The sequence below is a fragment of the Brenneria nigrifluens DSM 30175 = ATCC 13028 genome, from assembly GCF_005484965.1.
Classification (GTDB): domain Bacteria; phylum Pseudomonadota; class Gammaproteobacteria; order Enterobacterales; family Enterobacteriaceae; genus Brenneria; species Brenneria nigrifluens.
Map to the genome: position 1 here is coordinate 381,112 of NZ_CP034036.1, position 23,634 is coordinate 404,745.

24 protein-coding genes and 2 pseudogenes are annotated in these 23,634 nt (G+C 55.1%); 7 read left to right on the forward strand and 19 right to left on the reverse strand.

Annotated elements, in window-relative coordinates; translation table 11 throughout:
* The first annotated feature begins 68 nt into the window (after nt 1-68).
* Entirely contained in the window at nt 69-410 is a 342-nt protein-coding gene (locus tag EH206_RS01705) for a type II toxin-antitoxin system RelE/ParE family toxin (protein WP_009111104.1), read from the forward strand.
* Nucleotides 407-721, forward strand: coding sequence for a helix-turn-helix domain-containing protein (locus EH206_RS01710; RefSeq protein ID WP_009111105.1), 315 nt, complete (start codon nt 407-409; stop codon nt 719-721). Before EH206_RS01705 ends, EH206_RS01710 begins: the two co-directional genes overlap by 4 nt.
* Before the next feature lie 112 nt (nt 722-833).
* On the opposite strand, the pseudogene tnpA reads toward EH206_RS01710, so the two are convergent.
* A pseudogene (gene tnpA, locus EH206_RS01715) lies at nt 834-1,146 on the reverse strand (IS200/IS605 family transposase).
* A 22-nt stretch (nt 1,147-1,168) separates the two neighbouring features.
* Here tnpA and EH206_RS01720 point away from each other — a divergent pair.
* A pseudogene (locus tag EH206_RS01720) lies at nt 1,169-1,513 on the forward strand (RNA-guided endonuclease InsQ/TnpB family protein); the annotation flags it as partial.
* Here EH206_RS01720 and ydhT read toward each other — a convergent pair.
* The 13 genes from ydhT to ulaA form a co-directional block, all read right to left on the reverse strand.
* Nucleotides 1,500-2,426, reverse strand: a complete 927-nt coding sequence (gene ydhT / locus EH206_RS01725; protein ID WP_009111107.1) for a protein YdhT — start codon at nt 2,424-2,426, stop codon at nt 1,500-1,502. The pseudogene EH206_RS01720 and the gene ydhT overlap by 14 nt on opposite strands.
* 35 nt (nt 2,427-2,461) lie before the next feature.
* Complete coding sequence (phsC, locus tag EH206_RS01730) at nt 2,462-3,247, reverse strand: thiosulfate reductase cytochrome B subunit (RefSeq protein ID WP_009111108.1); 786 nt, start codon at nt 3,245-3,247, stop codon at nt 2,462-2,464.
* Nucleotides 3,244-3,915, reverse strand: a complete 672-nt coding sequence (locus EH206_RS01735) for a 4Fe-4S dicluster domain-containing protein (protein WP_009111109.1) — start codon at nt 3,913-3,915, stop codon at nt 3,244-3,246. The genes phsC and EH206_RS01735 overlap by 4 nt, the downstream gene beginning before the upstream one ends.
* Before the next feature lie 143 nt (nt 3,916-4,058).
* Complete coding sequence (locus EH206_RS01740; protein WP_009111110.1) at nt 4,059-4,748, reverse strand: YdhW family putative oxidoreductase system protein; 690 nt, start codon at nt 4,746-4,748, stop codon at nt 4,059-4,061.
* A gap of 22 nt (nt 4,749-4,770) precedes the next feature.
* Nucleotides 4,771-6,873 carry an aldehyde ferredoxin oxidoreductase gene (locus EH206_RS01745; protein ID WP_009111111.1) on the reverse strand — a complete coding sequence of 701 codons (2,103 nt, stop codon included), beginning with the start codon at nt 6,871-6,873 and terminating at the stop codon, nt 4,771-4,773.
* Between the two features lie 63 nt (nt 6,874-6,936).
* Nucleotides 6,937-7,566 carry a ferredoxin-like protein gene (locus EH206_RS01750; protein ID WP_009111112.1) on the reverse strand — a complete coding sequence of 210 codons (630 nt, stop codon included), beginning with the start codon at nt 7,564-7,566 and terminating at the stop codon, nt 6,937-6,939.
* A gap of 676 nt (nt 7,567-8,242) precedes the next feature.
* Nucleotides 8,243-9,742, reverse strand: coding sequence for a glycerol-3-phosphate dehydrogenase (glpD, locus tag EH206_RS01755; RefSeq protein ID WP_009111113.1), 1,500 nt, complete (start codon nt 9,740-9,742; stop codon nt 8,243-8,245).
* Between the two features lie 186 nt (nt 9,743-9,928).
* Nucleotides 9,929-10,618, reverse strand: coding sequence for an L-ribulose-5-phosphate 4-epimerase (locus EH206_RS01760; RefSeq protein ID WP_009111114.1), 690 nt, complete (start codon nt 10,616-10,618; stop codon nt 9,929-9,931).
* Nucleotides 10,603-11,475 carry an L-ribulose-5-phosphate 3-epimerase gene (locus EH206_RS01765; protein WP_009111115.1) on the reverse strand — a complete coding sequence of 291 codons (873 nt, stop codon included), beginning with the start codon at nt 11,473-11,475 and terminating at the stop codon, nt 10,603-10,605. Before EH206_RS01765 ends, EH206_RS01760 begins: the two co-directional genes overlap by 16 nt.
* Nucleotides 11,476-11,484: 9 nt before the next feature.
* Nucleotides 11,485-12,138, reverse strand: a complete 654-nt coding sequence (locus EH206_RS01770; protein WP_009111116.1) for a 3-keto-L-gulonate-6-phosphate decarboxylase UlaD — start codon at nt 12,136-12,138, stop codon at nt 11,485-11,487.
* Between the two features lie 15 nt (nt 12,139-12,153).
* Nucleotides 12,154-12,621 (reverse strand): PTS ascorbate transporter subunit IIA, encoded by a 468-nt coding sequence (gene ulaC / locus EH206_RS01775; RefSeq protein WP_009111117.1) that lies wholly within the window; start codon nt 12,619-12,621, stop codon nt 12,154-12,156.
* Nucleotides 12,622-12,631: 10 nt separating this feature from the next.
* The gene (gene ulaB, locus EH206_RS01780; protein ID WP_009111118.1) at nt 12,632-12,940 is read right to left on the reverse strand and encodes a PTS ascorbate transporter subunit IIB; all 309 of its coding nucleotides are present in this window, start codon (nt 12,938-12,940) and stop codon (nt 12,632-12,634) included.
* Complete coding sequence (ulaA, locus tag EH206_RS01785; RefSeq protein ID WP_009111119.1) at nt 12,937-14,340, reverse strand: PTS ascorbate-specific subunit IIBC; 1,404 nt, start codon at nt 14,338-14,340, stop codon at nt 12,937-12,939. The genes ulaB and ulaA overlap by 4 nt, the downstream gene beginning before the upstream one ends.
* Before the next feature lie 417 nt (nt 14,341-14,757).
* On the opposite strand from ulaA, the gene ulaG reads away from it, so the two are divergent.
* The 3 genes from ulaG (at nt 14,758) to glpE (ending at nt 17,270) form a co-directional block, all read left to right on the forward strand.
* A complete protein-coding gene (gene ulaG / locus EH206_RS01790; protein WP_009111120.1) occupies nt 14,758-15,822 on the forward strand; it encodes an L-ascorbate 6-phosphate lactonase in 1,065 nt (354 codons plus the stop codon).
* Between the two features lie 276 nt (nt 15,823-16,098).
* A complete protein-coding gene (ulaR, locus tag EH206_RS01795) occupies nt 16,099-16,854 on the forward strand; it encodes an HTH-type transcriptional regulator UlaR (RefSeq protein ID WP_009111121.1) in 756 nt (251 codons plus the stop codon).
* Between the two features lie 92 nt (nt 16,855-16,946).
* Entirely contained in the window at nt 16,947-17,270 is a 324-nt protein-coding gene (gene glpE, locus EH206_RS01800; protein WP_009111122.1) for a thiosulfate sulfurtransferase GlpE, read from the forward strand.
* 59 nt (nt 17,271-17,329) lie between these two features.
* Here the strand turns inward: glpE and EH206_RS01805 are convergent, their stop codons facing one another.
* Genes EH206_RS01805 through rbsK form a run of 5 tightly spaced genes read right to left on the reverse strand, consistent with a single transcriptional unit; the run spans nt 17,330 to nt 22,516 of the window.
* Nucleotides 17,330-18,832 carry a tripartite tricarboxylate transporter permease gene (locus EH206_RS01805; protein ID WP_009111123.1) on the reverse strand — a complete coding sequence of 501 codons (1,503 nt, stop codon included), beginning with the start codon at nt 18,830-18,832 and terminating at the stop codon, nt 17,330-17,332.
* A 12-nt stretch (nt 18,833-18,844) separates the two neighbouring features.
* Complete coding sequence (locus EH206_RS01810) at nt 18,845-19,288, reverse strand: tripartite tricarboxylate transporter TctB family protein (protein ID WP_009111124.1); 444 nt, start codon at nt 19,286-19,288, stop codon at nt 18,845-18,847.
* A gap of 37 nt (nt 19,289-19,325) precedes the next feature.
* A complete protein-coding gene (locus EH206_RS01815; protein WP_009111125.1) occupies nt 19,326-20,273 on the reverse strand; it encodes a tripartite tricarboxylate transporter substrate binding protein in 948 nt (315 codons plus the stop codon).
* A gap of 41 nt (nt 20,274-20,314) precedes the next feature.
* Nucleotides 20,315-21,244 carry a dihydrodipicolinate synthase family protein gene (locus EH206_RS01820; protein WP_009111126.1) on the reverse strand — a complete coding sequence of 310 codons (930 nt, stop codon included), beginning with the start codon at nt 21,242-21,244 and terminating at the stop codon, nt 20,315-20,317.
* Between the two features lie 60 nt (nt 21,245-21,304).
* On the reverse strand, nt 21,305-22,516 hold the full coding sequence (gene rbsK, locus EH206_RS01825) for a ribokinase (protein WP_009111127.1): 1,212 nt from the start codon (nt 22,514-22,516) through the stop codon (nt 21,305-21,307).
* A gap of 270 nt (nt 22,517-22,786) precedes the next feature.
* Here rbsK and glpG point away from each other — a divergent pair, with 270 nt between their 5' ends.
* Nucleotides 22,787-23,617 (forward strand): rhomboid family intramembrane serine protease GlpG, encoded by an 831-nt coding sequence (gene glpG, locus EH206_RS01830; protein ID WP_198008311.1) that lies wholly within the window; start codon nt 22,787-22,789, stop codon nt 23,615-23,617.
* Nucleotides 23,618-23,634: the final 17 nt, after the last annotated feature.

The window sequence follows — 23,634 nt, forward strand, 5'->3', positions numbered from 1 at the left end:
ATGCAATATTGAACTATACCCAAGTTGGGGATAATCTATACCCAAGTTAAGGACAACAAGCGAAAACCATGGAAGCTATTTTCGTAGAATTACCTTTCTTTGAAAGGCACAGGGCAGAATATCTTTCCGATGATGAATATCGGGATTTTCAGCAAATGCTATTGGCTTACCCGCAATGTGGCGACGTTATTCAGCACACAGGGGGGCTTAGAAAAGTTCGGTTTGGCGATAACAGACGAGGTAAAGGGAAACGCGGCGGTATTCGTGTTATCTACTATTGGTGGATTGAAAAATCACGCTTTCTGCTTTTTACGGTTTACGGCAAAAACGAGCAGGACGATTTGTCAAAACAACAACGTGAAATTCTGCGGCACATGCTGGATAGGCTCAAGAAAGGGCAAAGTATATGAGTAATCGTAATCTATTTGATGAGCTGGTTGACGGAATGAAGGCATGGGGTGAGATGAATGCGGGTAAGAAAACGCTGAAATCCCATCGTGTCGCCATCAGAAAACGCGTATCCATGACGCCGGATGAACTCAAATCCGTACGGGAAAAGTTGAATCTGTCGCAGGCGGTTTTCGCTCAGTATCTTCATACCGCGGAAACAACCTATCAGAACTGGGAACAAGGCAGGGCAAAACCTAATCCACAGGCGGTTTTATTGATTAAAATGGTAGAACAAAACCCGGATACGCTTCGCACGCTGGCCGCATTGTGAACGGTATGGGCGCGAGTCTCCCCGTTAATTTTACCCGGTTGCGCCGTAAAGCCTCGGCCTTCAGGCCGGGGATATAAGGCGAGGGAACAGCCTGACTGAGTGTTTCCTGCTGTTATTGCCTGATGATCGAAATCGGAGCGCCCCCGCAGTTGCTGGCAAAATAACTCGGATTCCACAAAACACCCTTGAGGCTGTTAACTATGCTGGACACCGATAACTTGGGTGGGTAGTTGATCAGCAAGTGAACGTGATCCCGCTCTCCATCCATCTCAACCCGTTGCGCAGACGCTGGTGAAGTAACCCCGCAATCTCTCAATAGCATCCTGATCAAAAATTTTTCGCCGCTACCTGGTGACAAACGCCAAATGAACGTGCATCAGGAAAACACAGTGTCTACCACGGTGCATTTCGGTTTTCTTTTTCATAGACCAAAGTACAATCTTCTGTATGAAACGACTACAAGCCTTCAAATTCCAGCTACGGCCGAACGGCCAGCAGGAGCGCGATATGCGGCGCTACGCCGGGGCGTGTCGTTTCGTTTTCAACAAGGCGCTGGCACTTCAGAAAGAAAACCATGAGACCGGGAACAAATATATTCCCTACGCCAAAATGACTTCATGGCTCGTAGAATGGAAAGCCGCCACCGAAACGCAGTGGCTGAAAGAAGCGCCATCGCAACCGCTACAGCAATCCCTGAAAGATCTGGAACGCGCCCATAAGAACTTCTTCCAGAAACGCGCGGAACTTCCACGGTTCAAAAAGCGCGGCCAGCACGATGTCAACCGCACGCCTCCAGTTCGAATGACGCGTTAAGGCGGTATTTTACCCCGGCGGCGACGCCGTTTTCCCCTTCATACACCACCAGAAAGCGGGTGCGCGCGCCGTCGTGGTAGGTTAATGCGGCGCAGCCGCCTTTACCCAGCACCAGCGTGTTCACGCTGCCGGATGACGTCACCACGGCATTCTCGCCGGTTACCGTGATTGACACGTTGTCGCCGCTATTGCTGATGCGGCTTTCATTGCCCGCCGCGCCGAGCTTGCACATATCGCCCACGTTGGCGATGGTCGAACCGTCGCCCGCGTTGCTGATATAGCTGCGCATGCCACTGTTGGCGACGTGCGTGCCGCGTCCGGCGCCGCTGATTTTGGCGGAATTTCCGCTATTGCTGATGCGGGCCCGTCCGCCCAGGCTGCCGATGCGGCAGTGCTGACCGGCATTGCTGATCTTCACGGCAAAACCGGTACTGACCAGTTGGCAGGCGTAGCCTACGCTGGCGATGCCGCTGTTTTCGCCGGAATTACCCATAAAGTTATGGGCGCCGGATAAAGCGACTTTACTTTGCAGGCCGATGCAGCCGATATCCAGCGCCGAGTCGCCGGAGGCCAGCTGGACCTCTCTGGGGATGTTTGCCGCATATTTCCCGGCGCGGGGTTTTACCTGAACGACGCCGTCACCGCCGTGCGTTAACCGTTCAGCCATCGTCCGTGCGGCGCTGATTTCCTGCGCCATAAACTGCGGCGTGTCGAAGCCCAGCGCATAGCCGTACTCCACCAGGCTTTCCAGCCATTCGCTATACCCGTCGCACAGCAGGGCGTAATGAATATCTTGATACTCTCCGCCCTGCGGGAAACGTCGCAGGAACCAGCGATAAATCCGCGGGCTGACCTGTAATGAATGGAGTTGCTGTCGGGTGATTTTGTTCATTTTCGCCTGCTATTCCACATTGTCTGTTTCCCGCCTCAGTGACGATGATAGCCATCAATCATGCAGCGAAAGGTTTGGGCGGGCGTCCGTCCGGTGGTACACAGATAGATATGCCCGCAGAGGAAAAACAGGCCGGCGACGGCCAGCAGCAGATGCAGCGGCAGCAGCCAGGCTTTGAGCAGCACGAAATCAGCCGGGATCCACAGCGGATTGCTTAACAGCACGCCGGTTATCAGCAATGCGGGCAGCAGCGCGTACATCACACCAAGATAAGCCGCCTGCTGCAACGGATTAAATTTGGCGCGCGGCGTGGCCGGGAACGGGTGCTCTTCCCCTTTGATAATGCCGTACAGGTAGAAACGAACCTGAAGAAAGGTGCGCTGCCCCCAGTTTTTACGCTCGATAAGGTAATGGCGTCCGTTGCCGCCGAACGCGTTGATCAACACAAAGGCGACCCAGCTGATTAATAACAGGTAGCCGCACAGCTCATGCAGGGCGACCAGAATAACGGTGTCTTTTAGCGAACCGACGGCGAAGTGGTTAAGCAGGCCGCTGACGAGCAGCAGAATAAACAGCGACGCGTTGCTCCAGTGCCATAGGCGGACGGCCCGCGAATAGAGATACACTTTTTCTTCATGTTCCCTGGCGTGAGGCGGCGCGAGCCGGTAGCGCAGCAACCCGTGCAGGGTTAATACCCCCAGCATGCCGACAAAAAATACCCCCGCCAGAATAAGCCATACCGGCCAGAAGTCAGGCGTATAGATATAAACATATTGATAAAGCTGAGCCTGAAATAGCTCGGCATTCGGCATAATATTCATACGTTCACCTTTGCGACGTCGTGCGGGCCGGGGCGGCGATAAATATGCGGCTTGCCGACGTCGGGCAGTTGGTATTGGTAATATTCATGCGTTTTCAGCCAGGCCTGAACGGGTTCGCTCTCCTCTGGTCCGAAAATAAGCGCATTCTGCGGGCAGGCGCTGACGCAGATGGGCGGAAAGCCCTTTTGCAGGCGCGACTCCAGACAGAAATCGCATTTATCGGCGACGCGGGTCGTCGGGTTGAGATAACGCACCTGGTAGGGGCAGGCTGAAATGCAGTAGCTACAGCCAATGCATTTCGCCTTGTCCACCCGGACGATGCCGTTGCTTTCATCGCGGTAGGACGAACCGGTCGGGCACACGGTGATACAGGGGGCATCGTCGCACTGCTGGCAGGCGTGGCGGAAAAAGTGGTAGAGGTTTCCCTGTTCCGGGGGCGTCATCGCGATATGGGCGATGCTCATCCGTGCCGCGCCCACCGGGACTTTATTCACTTTATGGCAGGCCACGGCGCAAATATTGCAGCCGTTGCACAGCACTTCATCGTGGATCATGGCGTAGCGCACGGGCCTGTTTTTATCCGTTCCGCCCAGGGCGGAGAAGAGCGGCGCGCTGAAAAAAATCACCGATCCCATGCCGAGGACAAATTTACGGCGTGAGCATGTCATCTTCCTTGCCTCCCAGAAAATGAGTCGTTCAAAGTCGGTTGCCGCCGGGACGTTAAAGCTCGCTTTTTCATCAGCTCTCCAGTGAGTCGCTCGCCGCGGCGCAGAGCGGTTTTTTCCCCCGGCGCGCGTTGATAAGAAAATGGTTAAGGATTGTCAAACTGTTCAACCTCAATCCACTCACATAGCCCTTTTGCCTTGCCATAACTCATAAAACGTTCGCTGAACAAATAGGGTTCGCCGTTGGAAGCCGCAATAGGGCGGATATCCTGAAACTCGGCGGACCGTTGGAAAAAAAGCAGCGCCTCGTCGATCTTTTGCCGATCGAAAGAGTAGGGCGGCAACCGCAGCATCTGCACCTTGTAAGGCCGCGGATAGGTCTGGCACTCGAAACGCACGGTGTCGGCAATGGTTTTGCAGATATCCTGCTCATGGGTGAAAATCAGGATCCGCGCATAGTTGTGACTGATGCTGCGATCCGAGTAGTAATAGCGCTCTTTATCGTTGCTGACGGAGAGAATGTCCGCGCAGGCTTCGCTGGCGCCGATCTGTTCAAACAGCCGGCTGGCGGTTTCCTTATCCAGTGCGTAAGGCACCTGCTGAAAGTCCTCTTCGTTGGTCAGTTCGCCCGCCGCCGAACGCCGGCGGATATACTCCGCCACGGCTAAAAACGGCGCCTGGGGTTCGCTAACCTCGTCCGTCGCAACAACGTTATCCACCGCCTGAGTCTGCTGGGATAACGGCAGCAGCAGTCGTCTTTTCGTTAAATCCGGCGGCGAGTCATGTTGTTCTTCAGACTCGGAGCGCCTTGCGGTCAATGATGGTGTCGTCTTCATAATCAATACCCTGCGATAGCGCTTATGCGGGGAGCAAATCCCGGGCGGCCAGATCGTCGGCGACGTCTTCCAAATCCAGCCTGACCAGTGTTTCCCGGGTCGGACAGCCCAGTTCGGGATCCCAGCCCATTTCCGTATAGAACATCGTCAGCGATTTTTGCATATCCGCGCGCTCCATCTTGTCCGTGCCTTCGGTAAACGCCGGGATATCGGGGTCTTTATCAAATACCCAGCTACATATTTGGTCGTGCTCATGGCGCATATCTTTGGTATTCATCTGCTTCACGGTGTAGGCGCGGTGCAGCGTGAAGATACGCTCCGCCGCCAGATCCAGACTCTCTTCCGTGGTGGTTTCGCCGGTTACCGCCGCGAAGAATTTGGCTTCCATTGTCAGGTCGCCGCGATAGTTACGACTCTTCAAGGGCGACACGGTCATCGGCCAGACCCAGTTACACAATGTCACCGCGTCATGCAGACAACATTTGAGGATGGTCCATTTGGCGTATTTGATTTTGTAGGGGTTGATCGGCGTGTAGTTCTTGGTTTCGTCGTAGGCATCCCCTGAACCGAACAGTTCGGCGGCGATCTCTTTTTGCAGCTTTAACGGTAATCCGCTGCCGATGTAGTTGATATGGGTGTGGGTCATGGCGTCACGGTTGAACATGCAGTTGACGATAGCCCCCACCTGCGCCGAGGCTTCATTGGCGTGATGCACCGGAAAACCCATCGGCGACCACAGTTTGTTTTTGGCGGCCGCCCAGTACTCCTCGCCCAGACCCCACCTTTGCGCCAGCAGATAAGAGCCGTCCGCCAGATGGCTGATTTCCCCCTGACGATGCGCCAGACGCAGATAGAGATCTTTGATAAACGCCGGATCGCCCGCCTCCAGAAGATCCCAGCGGATTGATGCGTATTCATCCGCGGGAAGGACGCGTTTGAATACGTCGTGTGAATAACAGTAAACAAAATCGCGCTGTAGCTGGGCGTAGTTGCACCACAGCCCCATATCGTCAAACACGTTTAGCGCCACAAAATTGGCGATGACCTTGCCATCCCCTTTTTCCTCAAAATCTTTAGGGCCGTGCGGGAACATCGAGCTATGCGCGGTTTGCGCGACGCAGGTGTTGCCCCCGGTGGTCGGCACGCCGTACTCGCCGGCCAGTGGAACTTTCAACTGCGCCGAACAGCGGATCGGGCAGGAGTGGCATCCGCCCATTTTCACGGTGTATTTTTCGGCCGCCGGCCCCAGGTCGAATACCGATTTCATGGTACGCAAACCGACGGTATTCTGGTCGCCGGGGGGAATTTCGCCGGTTTCGATCGGGCCGCCTTCGGCCGCTTTCCAGTACAGCCCTTTACGCGCCGTCCAGCGGGATCTCGGATGGGAATATTCCGCCCAGGCTTGCGGCGTACTCGGCACCACGTGGTTATTATTGGCGCCGATTAACTGCGTCATCATGTAATCGTTCAGGTTTTTAAGTTCTTCCCGATTCGAGACGTTGACGCCGCGGGTGCCGATGACCGAGATGGCCTTCAGGTTTTTGGAGCCGAGCACGGCGCCGGTGCCGGCGCCGCCGCTATGATTACGGCTGTTGAGAATGCCGGATAGCGGCACCAGATTTTCCCCCGCCGGGCCGATAGCGGCGACGCAGGCTTCCACATTGGTGGCGCGGCAGATCTCTTCGGTGGTGGCGCGGGTGCCTTTTCCCCATAGAAACGCGGCGTTTTCAATGCTGACCTCGTCGTCCTGAATATTGATCCATACCGGGGCGGCGGCCTTCCCTTCAATAATAATGGCGTCGTAGCCGGCGTATTTCATATAGGCCGCAAAGAAGCCGCCCATATGCGCATCAATAACTAAATTACCGCGGGTAAAGGTGGACAGCGTGGTGATATTAACGCGTGAACTGCAGGGGGCGCCGGAACCGGTTAACGGCCCGACGGCGAACACCACCTTATTGGCTTCGTCAAAAGGTTTGGTTCCGGGGGCGACTTCGTCGTACATAATCTTATAACCAAATCCCATTCCGCCAATAAATTTTTTATATTTGCTGGAGTCTTCTTTGGTAATCGCACCGCTGCTTAAATTGATTCGTAATATATTGCCAGTCCAACCGTTGATCATGATTTATTTTCCTGAGTGTGAAGCATCGTCATGGATAAATGGATAGACGTAAAGCCGGGCGGCTCACACCGTAATTTCCTTCCATTCGATAATGCTTAAAGCACCTGTAGGGCAAGCGGTGGCGCATTCGCCGCATAAATTACACTTACCGGACTTTTTGATCTGCGGATTTACCGTTGCCATCATCCACGGGCAGGCGGTGGTACAGGCGGCGCAGCCGATACAGCGTTTGGCGTCGACCGTAATACAGCCGTGCTCCTCGTTATAGGCGATCGCTTTTATCGGGCAGACCTTCATACATTCGGGATCTTTACACTGTCGACAGGTGTCGGTGGTAAAATTAAGATCGCCGTACAGTCCGCCGCCGGAGCCGATACCGCCGTCGCCGTAATAAAAGTGGCGATGGATCTTCACCCGTGAAAAGAAGGAGCCGACGCTGCCGTCGTTATAGGTGGTACAGGACGTTTCGCAGCGATGGCAGCCGGTGCAGCGGGCCCTTTTGGTCACCAGCACCCCTTTCGGCGTGGTGGTCAGCCCGACGCTGCCGCTGTTAACCTCCTCCTGCCTGCATCCCAGCAGGGAAAGCAGCGCCGGCGCGATGGTGATTCCCGCCAGGCCTTTGCCTGAAATTCGCAGAAATTCCAGCCTTGTTAACCCCAGATCCAATAAAGGACGTTCAACCTGATTAGGCATTTAATTCTCATCCCCCACATCCCCGTCATACTTCAAGCTGCATGTGCGTTGGCTGCATTAACCCGCCATCTTGCAAATTACAGACGCGTTGGTTTCCTGCATCCTGAAATCTGCGGGAATAAATAAATGAGCATGAAATAAGCCCATAGCAAAATATCAAAGACGTCGTGGATTACGTTTTTACTATCGGACCTTTTTATGCATTTCATTAACCGCACTCATGATGTGGTTATAATGTTTTTTATTCTGTGACTAATCTCTTATAAATTATTTATTTTAAATCTGTTTATCGATATTGATTATTATTCTTATTCTTGTTTAGTAATTCAAAAAGTGAAATGTACATGGGTTTTTTAAACTATAAATAAATATAATGCGTCATTTATGTAAAATAAAATAAGCAGTAGTTAATAATATTTATTCTTTTGTTGTTTTATGCGATGTTAATATTTTTCTGGAAACATTCTATTCCATGTGATCGGAATATAATATTTTTTGATTTATGCCATGATGAGCGGGATTAATGGTATTGCTTAAAAATGAGGTATATCCGGGTGAAGAGAAAAAACCGCCGGTAAAAGCGGTTTTTTAGTTTGAAAAATAGCGACGAAGAAAATTCGCTTCTTACCAATGATGCAGAACGTTTGCAAAAATGTAAACGTTCCGCAAAGGCATGTTAGCCTACTTTTGCCACCTGATGATGATAAGCGTCCAACCACTCGCCGATATGCCGCTGCTGCGCTTCATTCAGCCACATACCCAGTTTTGTCCGCCGCCAAATGACGTCATCCAACGTGACGGTCCACTCTTTCTCCACCAGATAGCGCAGTTCCGCTTCATACAGGTCATGGCCGAAATGTTCTCCCAGCGAATCAAGGCCTTTGGCATCGGCCAGAATCAGTTCGCTGTTTGAACCGTAGGTGCGGCTGTAGCGGCGCGCCAGCGCTTCCGGCAGATTAAAGCGGCGGCGCAGGGCGGCGGCGTAGTCATCACGTGTACCGGAAATATCGCCGCCGGGCAGCACGGCATTTTTGGTCCAGGCTTTTCCGGCCTGAGGATAGTATTTTTCCAGTTTATCCAGCGCATGTTCCGCCAGTTTGCGATAGGTGGTCAGTTTGCCGCCGAATACGGATAACAGGGGCGCCCGGCCCTGTTCATCGTCAACCGACAGCGTGTAATCGCGGGTGATGGCCTGCGGCGAATCCGATTCATCGTCGCACAGCGGGCGTACGCCGGAATAAGTCCAGACGATGTCATCGCGGCTTAACGGCTGCTTAAAGTGATCGTTATACACGTCCAGCAGATAGCTGATTTCGTTATCGTCGATCTTCACGTTATGGGGATCGCCATGATATTCCACGTCGGTGGTGCCGATGATCGAGAATTCATCCTGCCAGGGGATCACAAACACAATGCGGTGATCTTTATTCTGCAGAATATACGCCTGAGGCTGATCGTGTACTTTGGGCACCACGATGTGGCTGCCTTTGATCAGGCGGATCCCGTAAGGCGATTTCAGGTGCAGGCCGTCGTCAAAGAACTCCTTCACCCAGGGGCCGGTGGCGTTGACCAGACCTTTGGCGCGCCAGGTGAGCGTTTCGCCGCTGAGTGAATCGACGGCTTCCACCACCCACAGATCCTGTTCGCGCCGGGCGCTGATGACTTTGGTGCGGGTGCGGACTTCGCCGCCGCGCTTGACGACTTCCTGCGCGTTCAGCACCACCAGACGCGCATCATCCACCCAGCAGTCCGAATACTCAAAGCCCTGGGTCAGTTCTGGTTTCAATACCGAGCCGGCGCCGAATTTCACGCTTTTACTGGCGGGCAGGCTAACGCGCTTGCCAATATTGTCATACATAAACAAACCGATGCGGATCATCCAGGCCGGGCGCAAATGCGGCTGATGCGGCAGGCGAAAACGCAGCGGGAAAATGATGTGGGGGGCCATTTTCAGCAGGGTTTCACGCTCGGAGAGCGCTTCGCTGACCAGACGAAACTCATAATGTTCCAGATAGCGCAAGCCGCCATGAATCAATTTGGAGCTGGCGGAGGAGGTGGCGCAGGCCAGATCTTGCGCTTCCAGCAGCAGGACGGATAATCCGCGCCCGGCTGCGTCCGCGGCGATGCCCGCACCGTTAATGCCGCCACCGATCACAATCAGATCTTTGGTTTCCACGTTTTACCTCCACCAGTAAAATAACGGCTAAAATGTTCGTTTTCGCGCATTATGATAATCGAAAACAAACAATACAGCCAATACTTAACCAGATAAAAACATTTATGCGTGATGGAGGTAACAATTTAGTGATGATTGTCACATTAAAATAAGGGTTATTGTGGTGTTTGGGGGCGGTTATGGAGCTTAGCGCTGCCCATAATAAGCATCGGGACCGTGCTTGCGGCTAAAGTGCTTGTCCATCAGATAATCGTCAATCGCCCGCAGGCGCGGATTAATCGAGCAGGCAATCCACGCCATTTTCGCCACCTCTTCCATTACCACCGCATTGTGGACCGCTTCGTCGGCGTCCCTGCCCCAGCAGAAGGGGCCGTGCTGATAAACGACGATCCCCGGTGTGTGCAGCGGGTTGCCGTCGCCAAGGGTTTGGGCGATGGCCACGCCGGTATTCTTTTCATATTCCTCCGCCACTTCCCGCGGCGTTAACGGCCGGGTGCAGGGAATATCGCCATAAAAGTAGTCGGCGTGGGTGGTGCCCAGCGCCGGGATCGCCAGCCCCGCCTGCGCCCAGGCGGTGGCATGGGTGGAATGGGTATGGACGATGCCGCCGATTTGCGGATAGCGGCGATAAAGCTCCAGATGGGTGGCGGTATCGGAGGAGGGGCGGTATTTTCCGTCCACCACCTTTCCCTGCATATCGACCACCACCATGTCGTCGGCCTGCATCACCTCGTAGGCCACGCCGCTGGGCTTGATAACCATCACCTGCCGTTGCCGATCGATGGCGCTGACGTTACCCCAGGTATAGGTCACCAAACCGTGGCGCGGCAGCGCCATATTCGCCGCAAAAACCTGCTGTTTCAGTTGCTCTGGCATACGATTTCCTCCACCGGTAGCCCGGCCAGTGCCATCTGCCGTTTAACCCAGTCGCGGGCGGCGGCGATCTCCGTTAGCGGGTCGGGCGAGGTTTCGCTCCACATTTCAATCAGATAAGGGCCGCAGTAGCCGCTCTCCCGCAGCGTGGTAAAGCAACGGGTAAAATCGACCACGCCGCTGCCGAACGGCACATTTTTGAAAACCCCCGGCCGCGTATCTTTAACATGCACCGCCACGATATGGCCTTTCCCCGCGCTCAGCTCCATCTGCACGTCATTGTCCCACGCCGACAGATTGCCGATATCCGGGTAAAGCTGAAACCAGGGATTATTGAGGTAGCTGGCGTAGCCCAGCGCTTTGCTGATGGAGTTCATTAACGGGTAGTCCATGATCTCCATCGCCAGCGTCACCTGGGCCCGGCTGGCCATTTCCACCGCCAGTTGCAATCCCTGGCGAAAACGCTCCCGGGTCAGGTCGTTGGCCCGCTGGTAGTAGACGTCGTAACCGGCGAGCTGGATAACGCGAATGCCCACATCCTGCGCCAGGCGGATGGCCTTGCCCATGATCTCCAGCCCCTGATTGCGAATGTCGTCATCCTCCGAGCCTAACGGAAAGCGCCGGTGGGCGCTCAGACACATGGACGGAACGCGGATGCCGCTGGCGGAAACGGCGTTGACCAGCTCCAGGCGCTGTTCGCGGCTCCAGTCGAGACGCGCCAGCCGGCCGTCGCTTTCATCCAGCGACATTTCGACAAAGTCAAAGCCCAGCGTTTTCGCCAGTTGCAGCCGCGTCAGCCAGCTTTCGCCCGGCGGCAGGGCTTTTTCATAAATACCGAGAGGAACCGCTTTCGTGAGCATGAGGCCACCTTATCCCCAGAGCTGGGCGATGCGGCGCTTGAATTCACGCGCCGCCTCTACCGGGCTCGCGGCGTCGCGGATGCTGCGCCCGGCGATAAACACATGGATGGGAATGCCTTTGAACAGCGGCAGATCCTCCAGCGCCAGCCCGCCGGTGACGGTGACCTTAAAGCCCATATCGGCCAGGCGCCTAATCGCGTCGATATCGGCCTCGCTCCAGGCGATGCCCGCGGCCTGCGCGTCCCGGCTGCGGTGATAGACCACTTGCCGGATACCGATATCGCGCCAGGCCTGCGCCTGTTCCCAGGTCCAAAAACCGGTCAGCTCGATCTGGATGTCGCCCTGAAACTCGCCGGCGACCTCCAGCGCGCCCGCCGCGGTGTTGATATCCGCGCAGCAAATAACGGTCACCCAGTCGGCCTGCGCGGCAAAGCACATGCGCGCCAGAATTTTTCCGGCATCGGCGATTTTGGCATCCGCCAGCACAATCTTGTGCGGGTAAAGGGATTTCAGGTCGCGGACCGCGCGCACCCCCTCGCCGACGCACAGGATGGTGCCGACTTCAATAATATCCACCTCTTCGGCAATCAGTCGGGTGGTCCGGTAAGCATCGGCCAGCGTCTGGTTATCCAGCGCGACCTGTAACATCGGTAAATGAGACATCGGTAAACTCCTTAATCAGCATGCCGCCGCGGCGGTCCGGTCAATCAAATCCAATACCTCCCGCGCGGTGCGGCAGGCGCGCAGGCGGTCAAAGTTGGCCTCGTCTGCAAACAGATTGACGATTTGCATAATGCCCACCTCCTGATGGGTATTGGCATCGACCGCGGCAAGGGTGATCAGGATGTCCACCGGGTCGTTATCTTCATGATTGAAAATCAGCGGCGTTTGCAAGGTAACCAGCGCAAAGCCGGTTTTTTTGACCCCTTCCTCCGGGCGGCCGTGTGGCATGGCGAGGCCGGGAGCGATAACGAAATAGGGGCCGAACCGTTGTACCCCATCCAGAATGGCCTGGTAGTAGCGCGGCTCGACGACATCGGCGGCGACCAGTAGGTCAACGCCGATTTTTACCGCCTCCTGCCAGCTATCGGCTGCGGCTTGCAGTCGTATGGAGTGATTTTCCGCCAATGAATCGCGTAGTTTCATCGTCACGTCCTTATTGCTTGAGGTCCGCCGGAAAGTGCGCCTTGATGACCTCCAGCAGCTTCGGGCCGAAATCGGCGGCGGAGAGCATATTGCGCACGCCAACCACATATTTATTGCCGCTTACGGTGATTTCATCCGCGACGTGGGTGGAGGCGATAATGATGTCGGCGCCGCTCAGTTCGGCTTTGTATTCGCCCACCGCGCAGCTGTTCAGGCTATGATCGATTCCCTGCTCGGTCAGAAACTGGCCGACCTTCATTTTCATGATCATGGAACTGCCTTGCCCGCAGCCGCAGACGGCCAGAATTCGTACGGTCATAATGATTTCTCCATGGACTCGGTGAGTTTCTTTTCAGCATCTTCTTCAGCCCGTAAGGTGCGGCCGGCGAAGACCATGTAAATCAGCGCAATGACGATAACCACGCTCATAAACCACAGGCCGAGCGTTAGCCCCTGCATCAACGGCGGCGCCAGAATCGACCAGTCCGCCATGCCCATCCAGGCGCTCAGGCCGGTCAGTTTTACCGCCCAGACGCAGCCGAATATTTCGATCATGCCCATCACCAGACAGATCTTCAGCGCCGCGCGCCAGCCGCCGAAGTGGTTGGCGAATACGCCGATGGTGGCGTTGGAGAAGAACATCGGAATAAAACCGGGAATGATCATGATGGGAGAACCGATGCCGATCAGGATGCCGACGGCGATCAACTGGCCGATGGTGCCCCACATAAATCCCCATACCACCGCATTGGGGGCGAAGCTATAGATCGCCGCGCAGTCGATGGCCAGCACCGCGCCGGGGATCAAACGCTGGGAGATACCGTTAAAGGCCTCGGAGAGTTCGGCGACAAACATCCGCACGCCCTGGACGATGATGAAAATGGCGACGGCAAACTGGAAGCCGGTTTGCAGGATATAAATCGTCCAGTGCGTTTTCCCGGCCATTTGCTGCACGGTATTCAGACCGAAGGAGATCAGGATGGCGCCGAAGAAGACCGTCATAACGATGGCGGTGGAGACAATGTTGTCATGGAAAATGTTCAGCCAGCCCGGCAGTTTCAGATCTTCGACGCTCTCCTCTTTTTTCCCCAGGTAAGGCGCGAGCTTGTAGGCCAGCCAGGAGGCGAACTGTTGCTGGTGTCCGATGGAGAAACCGCAGCCGTCCGTTACCGCTTGCGTGGGTTTGTACATCATGTTTGCCGTAATGCCCCAGTAAAGGGAAACCAGTACGGCGCTGCAGATGATGGTGGTCCACATCGGATAGCCGAGAATATAGAAGAAAACCGCCAGCAACCCGGCCTGCTGAAACATGATGTGACCGGTGAGCATAATGGTGCGGATGCCGGTTATCCGGCGCAGCAGGACGTAAAGAATATTCAGCGCCAGCGCCAGCAGCACCGCATAGCCGACCCAGCTGTAGGCGTCGCCCATGCGTTCGACGGTCGCCATCATGGAGGCGTAGGTGTCCGAGATGGCGCCGCTGATGCCGTAAACTTCAGACATTTTGGCGACCACGGGTTTGAAGGTGCTGGTCAGAATGCCGGAGCCGGCCTGCAACAGCATAAAGCCGATGATGGTTTTGATGGTGCCTTTAATGATGACAGTGGCGCTTTTCCGCAGCAGCAAATACCCGAGAAAGGTGACGATCCCCAGCAACAGCGGGGCGTTGGTCATGACCTGATTAAAGAAGATCGTAAAGATGTTATAGAGAGTTTCCATAAGCACTCCGTTCGGCTTTCGGTCATCCTGTGGCGCGTCATATCCGCATGAGTCTGGCGCGGGCAGGCATTTTTTGTAGGGCGCATTTACTCTATCAATCATAAATAATCATAAAAAGACATTTATTGATTATTTGTGAGTAACTTCGCAATTATCCTTTCCAGTGGAAATCATTCTCAATCAGTAAAATTGAGTTGTATTTTTAATCGTTATTTTTCATGTGATTAATTTGTGTTTTCGCTATTTTGGGTCAGCGGAGAATCTGCGGATAACGCGTTTGTTCGGCAAGCCGTCGATTGTCAGTATGGGAAAATGGTGATAGATTCGCAAAATAAAATCATATATTTTCATTTTGTGATTTTATTTGATTTTATTGTTCAGTAATGTACCAAGCCGACCGATGATGAGGTTCACACTATGAGTAAAATCGACAGCATTACCCGTGAGTCATGGATTCTGAATACCTTCCCGGAATGGGGAAGCTGGCTGAATGAAGAAATAGAACAGGAGCAGGTGGCGCCGGGCTCGTTTGCCATGTGGTGGCTGGGCTGCACCGGCATCTGGCTGAAGTCGCAGGAGGGGGCGAATATCTGTGTGGATTTCTGGTGCGGCACCGGCAAACAGAGCCACGCCAATCCGCTGATGAAAACGGGTCATCAGATGCAGCGCATGGCGGGAGTGAAAAAACTACAGCCCAATTTGCGTACCACGCCGTTTGTCCTCGATCCCTTCGCCATTCGTCAGATTGACGCCGTGCTGGCAACCCACGACCACAACGATCATATCGATGTGAACGTGGCCGCCGCGGTGTTGAAAAATTGCGCCGGCGCCGTGCCGTTTATCGGCCCGCAAAGCTGCGTCGATCTATGGATAGGCTGGGGCGTGCCGCGCGAACGCTGCATCGTGGTGAAACCGGGCGATATCATCAGCATAAAAGACGTTGAGATTCACGCGCTGGACGCCTTCGACCGCACTGCGTTGATTACGCTCCCGGCGGATGAGAAAGCGGCGGGCGTATTGCCGGACGGCATGGATAAGCGGGCGGTGAACTATCTGTTTAAAACGCCGGGCGGCAACCTTTACCACAGCGGGGATTCACATTATTCAAACTATTACGCCAAACACGGCAACGAACATCGGATAGACGTGGCGCTGGGCTCCTATGGCGAGAACCCGCGCGGCATCACCGATAAAATGACCAGCGCCGATATGCTGCGCATGGCCGAGGCGCTGAACGCCAAAGTGGTGATTCCCTTTCATCACGACATCTGGTCGAATTTTCAGGCCGACCCGCGGGAGATCCGCGTGCTGTGGGAAATGAAAAAAGATCGCCTGAAATATGGCTTCAAGCCTTTTATCTGGCAGGTCGGCGGCAAGTTCACCTGGCCGCAGGACAAGGATAATCTGGAGTATCACTATCCGCGCGGATTTGATGATTGTTTTACCCTCGAACCGGATCTGCCGTATAAATCTTTTCTGTAAAACCGGCGGGGCGGCGTAGTCAACCCTTGAGATTGCTGACAAAGTCGCCTGTAAGCCTGAGATACCCGGGCCTACCGTACCGAGGGGCGCTCCGGCGGCTTAAGCCGCTACGGCCCCTCGCCACGCTCTCCCTAATAATGGGCTTTGTCTATGGTCTGCAGGGTGAGCGTTTTATTCGCTGATGATATTTCCGTGCGTACTTTTGACAAGTTATGATTCAAATTGCGGCAAACGCTGATTATAATCGGTATCCAGAATCCATTTAGCGGGGCCAGTATGACCGAATCTCAGCGCCATAATGCCATCATTGATTTCCTGCAACGCCAGCGGCAGATTACCGTCGCCGATCTTATCGAGCATTTTGACGTCTCACCGGCAACGGCAAGACGGGATATCAATAAGCTTGATGAATCGGGCAAGCTGCGCAAAGTCCGCAACGGCGCCGAAGCGGTGAATATTCCGCGTCCCGCCTGGTCGCCGCTGAATATTTATCAGGCGCAGAACCTGGATGAAAAAATGCGCATCGCCAAAGCCGCCGCGCAGCTGTGCCGTCCGGGGGAGAGCGTGGTGATTAACTGCGGCTCCACCGCCTTTTTGCTGGGGCAGGAAATATGCGGCAAAGACGTTCAGGTGATCACCAACTACCTGCCGCTGGCGAACTACCTGATTGAGCAGGAACACGAAAGCGTGGTCATTATGGGCGGGCAGTACAATAAAAGTCAGTCGATTACCCTGGCGCCGCAGGAAGGGGACGCCAGCCTCTACGCCGGCCACTGGATGTTTACCAGCGGTAAGGGGCTGACGGCGGAAGGGCTGTACAAAACCGATATGCTGACGGCGATGGCGGAACAAAAGATGCTGAGCTACGTCGGCAAGCTAGTGGTGGTGGTGGACAGCAGCAAGATTGGCGAACGTGCCGGGATGTTGTTCAGCCGGGTGGAGCAGATCGACGTGGTCATTACCGGCAAGCAGGCCGATGCGCAGATTGTGGCGCAGCTGCGCGCACAGAATGTGGAAGTGATATTGGTGTAGTTTTCGCCATAGCCCTATGGTTTGTCTGGTTTAATACGCGCCTTTGCGGGTTACAATAACGCCCTCGGTGATTAACAAGGCTGTAACCTTTAATGGAACAATTTGAAGCGATTGGTATTGAAAACGCCTATTCCCGCTGGCGACAGGGCGGTATGGTGGTGGATATCCGCGATCCGCAGAGCTTCGCCGTGGCGCATGTGCCCGGGGCGACGCACCTGAGTAATGAAAATTTGGCGGATTTCGTTCGCGGGGCGGACCTTGACGCGCCGGTGATGGTGATTTGTTATCACGGCATCAGCAGCCGCCATGCGGCGCAGTATCTGCTTAGCCTGGGGTTTGCCGCGGTATACAGCATTGACGGCGGGTTTGAGGCCTGGCAACAGCGCTATCCCCAGGATATTGACGCGCAGATTTGAGCGTGCCGCGCCGGTATCGCCGCCATCGGCGTTAACGCGCGCCGATGGCGGATTCGCCGTTACGCGCGGTTTTTAAAGGTCTGAATAATACTTTTCCCCTGCATAATAACCACCAGCAGAAAAAGCGCGGCCAGAAAGGCGGATATCGGCCGTTCGACGAATGCCGTCCAGTCGCCGTCCGATTTGATCAGTGAAGACAGCAGGCTCTTTTCAAACATCGGCCCGAGCACCATGCCTAAAATAACCGGCGCGATGGGATAGTGATATTTCTGCAAATAGTAGCCGATAACCCCCATAACCAGCATCACGACCACCGAGGCCATCGAATTATTCATGGCGAAGGCGCCGACGATGCTGAAGACGATCACCACGGGGTAGATAATATCCTTATTAACGGATATCAGCCTTTTCAGAAAATTGACCACAATCAGCGCCAGCGGCAGCAGGGCCAGGTTGGCGATAAAAAACAGCATAAAGATGGCGTACAGCTTTTCAGGGTGAAAGATAAACAGCGAAGGGCCCGGCTGCATATCTTTCATATACAGCACGCCGATAACAATCGCCGCCACCGAATCGCCGGGAATGCCGAATACCAGGGTGGGAATATAGCTGCCCGCCAGGCTGGCGTTGTTGCTTGACGAGGCATTGATCACCGCCTCCTCCGAGCCTTTACCGTATTTTTCCGGGTTGCGGGAGAATTTTTTTGCCACGGCGTAGGAGATCCAGGCGGCAATATCCGCTCCGGCGCCGGGCAGCACGCCAATCAGCGTGCCGATGGCGCTGCTGCGCGCAATGCCGAGCCGGTTTTTCTTCAGCGCCGGGAAAATACCGGCGAGGATATTGAGAGAGGACTTTTCCGCGGCGTGAGCGGGATGGTTTACCGGCGCGGCGCCGTTGCGGCTGGCGTAATATTCAATGGCGTTGGCGATGGCGAACATGCCGATCATCGCCGGGATAAAGCTGATCCCTTCCAGTAAGGATACCTGGCCGAAGGTGAAGCGCGGCTGTCCGGTAAACTCATCGTAACCGATGGTGGCCAACGCCAGCCCCAGTAGCAGCGCCAGCAGGCTTTTAACGATATATTGTCCGGCGATCAGCGTGGAGCAGCTTAGCCCCAGCAGGGCCAGCCAGGCGTATTCGAACGAGCTGAATTTTAAGGCGAACGACGCCAGTAACGGGGAGGCGAAGGTTAAGACGACGGCGCCGATAATGCCGCCGATCACCGAGGTGCTTAACCCCAGTCCGAGAACGTAATTGGTTTTTCCCTGCTGGCTGAGGGCATAGCTGTCGTCCACGTAGGCCGCGGATGCCGGCGTTCCGGGAATGCGCAGCAGGACGCCGGGAATATCGCCGGCATAGATGGTGGAGGCGCCGACGGAGATCATCATCGCCAGCGCGGGGATCGGATCCATAAAAAAAGTAAAGGGAACCAGCAATGCCACGGCCATGGTGGCGGTGAGTCCGGGTATCGCCCCCACGAACAGGCCGAACAGCCCGGCGGCCAGAATAGCGATGATGGCGCTGAGGGTAATATATTCACTGGCGTTAATCAGGATATCCATTAACTGGCTCCATTAAAAAAGCGTGCCGGACGGTAATGGCACCAACAGTATTGTCGAAAAAAGATAATAAATACCGGCTGCAAGACCGACGGCGACGACGGAGGCGAGAATTTTGTTATTTTTCAGAAACAGCAGCAGCAGGCCGACCATGATGACGCTGGCGGTCAGGATAAACCCGAGTAATTCGACGCAATAAATATAGAAAACCACCACCGCCACCAGCAGGGCGACGCTGGCGATATCCTGCCAGCCGGTGACGCCCGGCTGATTTTTTACTTTTCCGCGCCAGACGGCGATAAGATCCAACGCGGACAGCAGCACGATAAGGCAGCCGATGATGGCTGGCATGAAACCGGCGCCGAAAGAGCGGATATCCCCCAGCGCGATATAGGAATAAAGAAAAATACCGCCCCCGAAGAGTAAAAACAGCAGCGGCAGCGCTAACGCTAATCTCATGGCGTATCAGGTGTTATTTGCATAACACCCGCCTGTTTTATTTATCGGTGGAGAGCAGTTCGCCAAAACGGGCATCTTCCTGGCGCATAAACTGATACAGAGCGTCGTCGTATAACGCGCCGACCTCAAAGCCTTGGTTATTGGCGAATTTCTGTAACTCCCCGGACTCATAGACCTTTTTCATCGCTGCGGTCAGCGTGGTCTGAATGTCGGTGGGAAGTCCCTTGGGCGCGGCCAGCACATTCCAGGTGGTGAGTGACCAGTCGTAAGGCGTGGCCTGTTTAAACAGCGGGATACTGGCGTACAGTTCGGAAGGCTGGGCGGACATAATGGCCAGATGGCGCACCATGCCGGCGTCGACCATGCCCTTGGCTTCGCCGGGCGAAGAGGTGACGAAATCGACCCCGCCGGAGACCAGTTCCTGTAAAGCGCCGCTGGCGCCCTGCGACGGAATAAACCTTACGGCATCCTCCGGCAGGCCGGCGCTCTTCAGCATGCCCAGGGTGTTGAGGTGCCAGACCGATTTAAGCCCGCTGCCGGAAGCGCGCAGTTTGCCGGGCTGCTGTTTGATCGCCTCGATCAGCTGATTGGCGTCCTGGTACGGCGAATCCTTGGCGACCTGAAGCCCGCCGTAAATCACCGCCAGCCGGCTTATCGGCGTGTAATCCTGATAGCTGAGCTCGGCCATCTTCTGGTGGTGCATCATGGCGATCTCCACCGTTACGATGCCGAGCGTATAGCCGTCGGGCCTGGCGCGCTTGATGGCGTCATGGCCCACGACGCCGCTGCCGCCGGTACGGTTGACCACGTTGACATTGACGCCCAGCTCTTTTTGCAGTCCGGAAGCAACCAGACGGGCCACGGTATCGGTGTTTCCGCCGGCGCTCCAGGGCACGATAATGGTGATGGGTTTTTCCGGCCATGCGGCGAAAGCCGAGCTGGATATCAGCAGGGTGGCTAAGGAGGTTAACCGGATCATATTCATGTGATGGTTCCTTCTTGTCGGGGTATGAGGCGTAAATTTGTTTATCTTATTGATGCTATTTTCTTTTTATAATGCTCGGTGCCGCTGCGAATCTGATCGAGCAGTACGGTTAACGCCCAGTATTTTTCCAGGACGTTATCTTTGTTGACCCGGCAATGTTCGCTGTCGAAGGTTCCCAGCCGCTGATGGTAGATTTTGGCGTTTTTCGGGTAGCCCAGCGTCTCCGTTACCGCCGCCAGAGAGAGGAATATCGCCAGTTCCTGCGCCAGCGCCGGATCGCGGGCGTGGTGATGGTAAAGCCAGCCATACAGTTCGGGATGAAAATTGGTGAACACGCCGCTGAAGCCTTTGGAGCCGGCCTTGATAGCGTCAAAAGCGATGGCCGCGTTGGCGTTGATAATATTGAGCGGCGTGCCGGCCACCAGTTTCACCCGCCGCGCGACGGTCGGCAGATCGCAGCTGACGTCTTTCAGCACCACAAAACGTCCGCTATCGGCGCAATAGCGCAACTCGTCATCGCTCAGCAGGCGGCGGTAGGGCGCCGGGCATTCATACAGCCCGAGCGGCATCGTTTGCGGCAGCGCCGCCAGCAGGCTATGCAGCGTTGCATGGAATGTCTCGCTGCCCTGATTGCGCGGGTCCAGATGGTTGGTCACCAGCACCAGCGCATCAATGCCGGTTTCGGCCATGGCGCGGAGTTCGGCGATTTGCTCGTTAAGATCGTCGCTGATATGCCCCGAGGCGATCACCGGAATACGGCCGGCGACCCGTTCCACCACAAAACGCGCCAGCGCCAGGCGCTCCGGCAGGCTGAGAAACTGCATTTCGCTTGACTGACAGACGGCGAACAGCGCGTCGACGCCTTGCTCAAGATACCAGTCGATCAGTTTTGCCAGACCGGGATAATCAATGTCGTTGCGTGCGGTAAAGGGGGTCAGCATGACCGGAACGATGCCTTCGATTTTTTTCATTCTTCACTCCTTGCGGCGGATGCGGTGCTTAAAAGCGGAAAGATCGGAAAACGCCCGCGGCTAGCGCTGCGCCAAACGGGCCATGACCTGTTGATGGCGCGGCATATTCGACGCGCCTTCGCGCTCGACCGCCAGGGAAGCGAACGCGGCGGCGTAAGTCGCCGCCTGGGCGATGCTCTGGCCGCCGGCGATGGCGGCGGCAAAGGCGCCGTTAAAGGCGTCGCCCGCGCCGGTGGTGTCCACGCTCAGCGCGGGGAATGCCGGAATATGCCGGAATTGCCCGTCGTCGAGAATCAGGGCGCCGTGCGCGCCCATGGTTATGATGACCCGCGCCGCGCCGAGGGCGACAATCTTCTGCGCGGCCTGTTTCGCGCTGGCCAAATCGCGCACTTCGATACCGGAAAGCAGCGAGGCTTCGGTTTCATTGGGGGTAATCACGTCGACATATTCCAGACAGTTGAGCGCATCGTGGGAATAGGGCGCGGGATTAAGCACCACTTTACTATTTAATGTTTTCGCCAGCTTCATGGCATTAAGCGTGGCGGCGAAATTATTTTCCAGCTGTAGCAATAATACATTCGAGTCGGCAAGCTCCGGCATAATAGCCGCGACTTCATCATCGGTAATGGTTTTATTGGCGCCGGGATAAATGGCAATCATATTTTCGCCATCCTGTTGGGAAACATAAATAATGGCATTCCCGGTCGGTTCGCTATCGGACTGGTAGAGTTTAAAGGAGAGTATTTCCGAGGAAGAGAGATGATCGTAGGCGAACTGGCTGAATTGATCTTTTCCCACCTTGGCGACAAAATGCACCTTGGCGCCCGCGCGGCTGGCGGCCATAGCCTGATTGGCGCCTTTCCCGCCGGGGCCGAGCGTGCTGCCCAGCGCCAGCAAAGATTCCCCGCCTTTGGGGAAGCGCGCGACTTTGGCGACGATATCAACGTTAAACGAGCCCAGGATACAGACCTTACCTTGCATTTTATTTCCCTTCTTCGGCTGGTTTTTATTTCTTTGCCGGCTTTTAAGCTGGGTTAAAAGTACCTCGAAATCGCCTCCGGTATCGGCAATGAGTTTTGACTGTAAGCTGCGGCGGATAATAATGGCGCCGCCGTGGCAGCGCTGCACCAGATTTAATCGGGCCAAGGCATTTAAGTCGCTGCGAATGGTTTCTTTGGATACCGAAAACATATCGGCCAGGCAGTCAACGCCGGCCCGCTCTTTTTTATCCAGATACGCCAGAATATTATTTCTTCGTTCGATGAGAAACATAATCGCTCCCGCCCTTACGGTAAGAGTAAATGAGCCCACCTGGCCAAAAAGTGATTGTGATCATATGTTGTCAGGCAAAACGGAAGTAAACAAAAATCGCATGTTATGTTAGCGGGAACGCCGGGTTTTATCTGTGACGTAAAGAATATTTATCAGGATGGCGCGCTAAAGAAGCGGTACGAAGATGGCGGTGCGATTGTCCTGCCTATTAAAACGAATTTTTATTACTATATTGACCAATCAACTTACTCTATGGTTTGCAACAAGATTATGATCCGAGTGATTGCCCTATCCAACCCGCGTCTGGCACAGGCGTTTGTTGATTACATGCAGACGCGGAACGTCCGTCTGGAAATGCGTACCGCCGGGCAGGAAGCCGAGCTGTGGCTGGCGGACGATCGGCAACTGGACGAGGTGCGGCAGGCGCTGGAAATTTTTCTGCGCGACCCGTTCAATCCGCGCTATCAGGCGGCGAGCTGGCATACCGGCTCCACCGATTCCGGCATCCGCTATCAACGCTTTTCCTATCTGCAAACGTTGCAGCAGCGGGCGGGGCCGCTGACGTTATCGATCATCATTGCCGCCATCGCGGTTTTTTTGCTGATGCAGATTTCGGGTTACGAATCGGTGATGGCGTGGCTGTCCTATCCGGACGCCGGACAGGAATGGCAGCTGTGGCGCTGGTTCAGCCATGCGTTGCTGCATTTTTCCCTACTGCATATTCTGTTCAATCTGATGTGGTGGTGGTATCTGGGCGGGCCGGTGGAGAAAGTTCTGGGCACCGGTAAACTGTTGATGATTACCCTGATTTCCTCAGTGGCGAGCGGCTGGGCGCAGTCCTGGTTCAGCGGGGTTCACTTCGGTGGATTGTCCGGGGTTGTTTATGCTTTGATGGGATATGTCTGGCTGCGTGGGGAAAGGGAGCCCGAAGGCCGTTTATTTATGCCGCGTAGTCTGATGGCTTTTGCCGTGCTGTGGCTGATAGCCGGATATTTCGATATTTTGGGTATGTCGATAGCCAATGCGGCGCATGTGGCGGGATTAGTCGTCGGGTTATTGATGGCCTTTTGGGATACTTACAATAAAACCGATACCCGGTAAAGCCGGGCGCTTAGGGG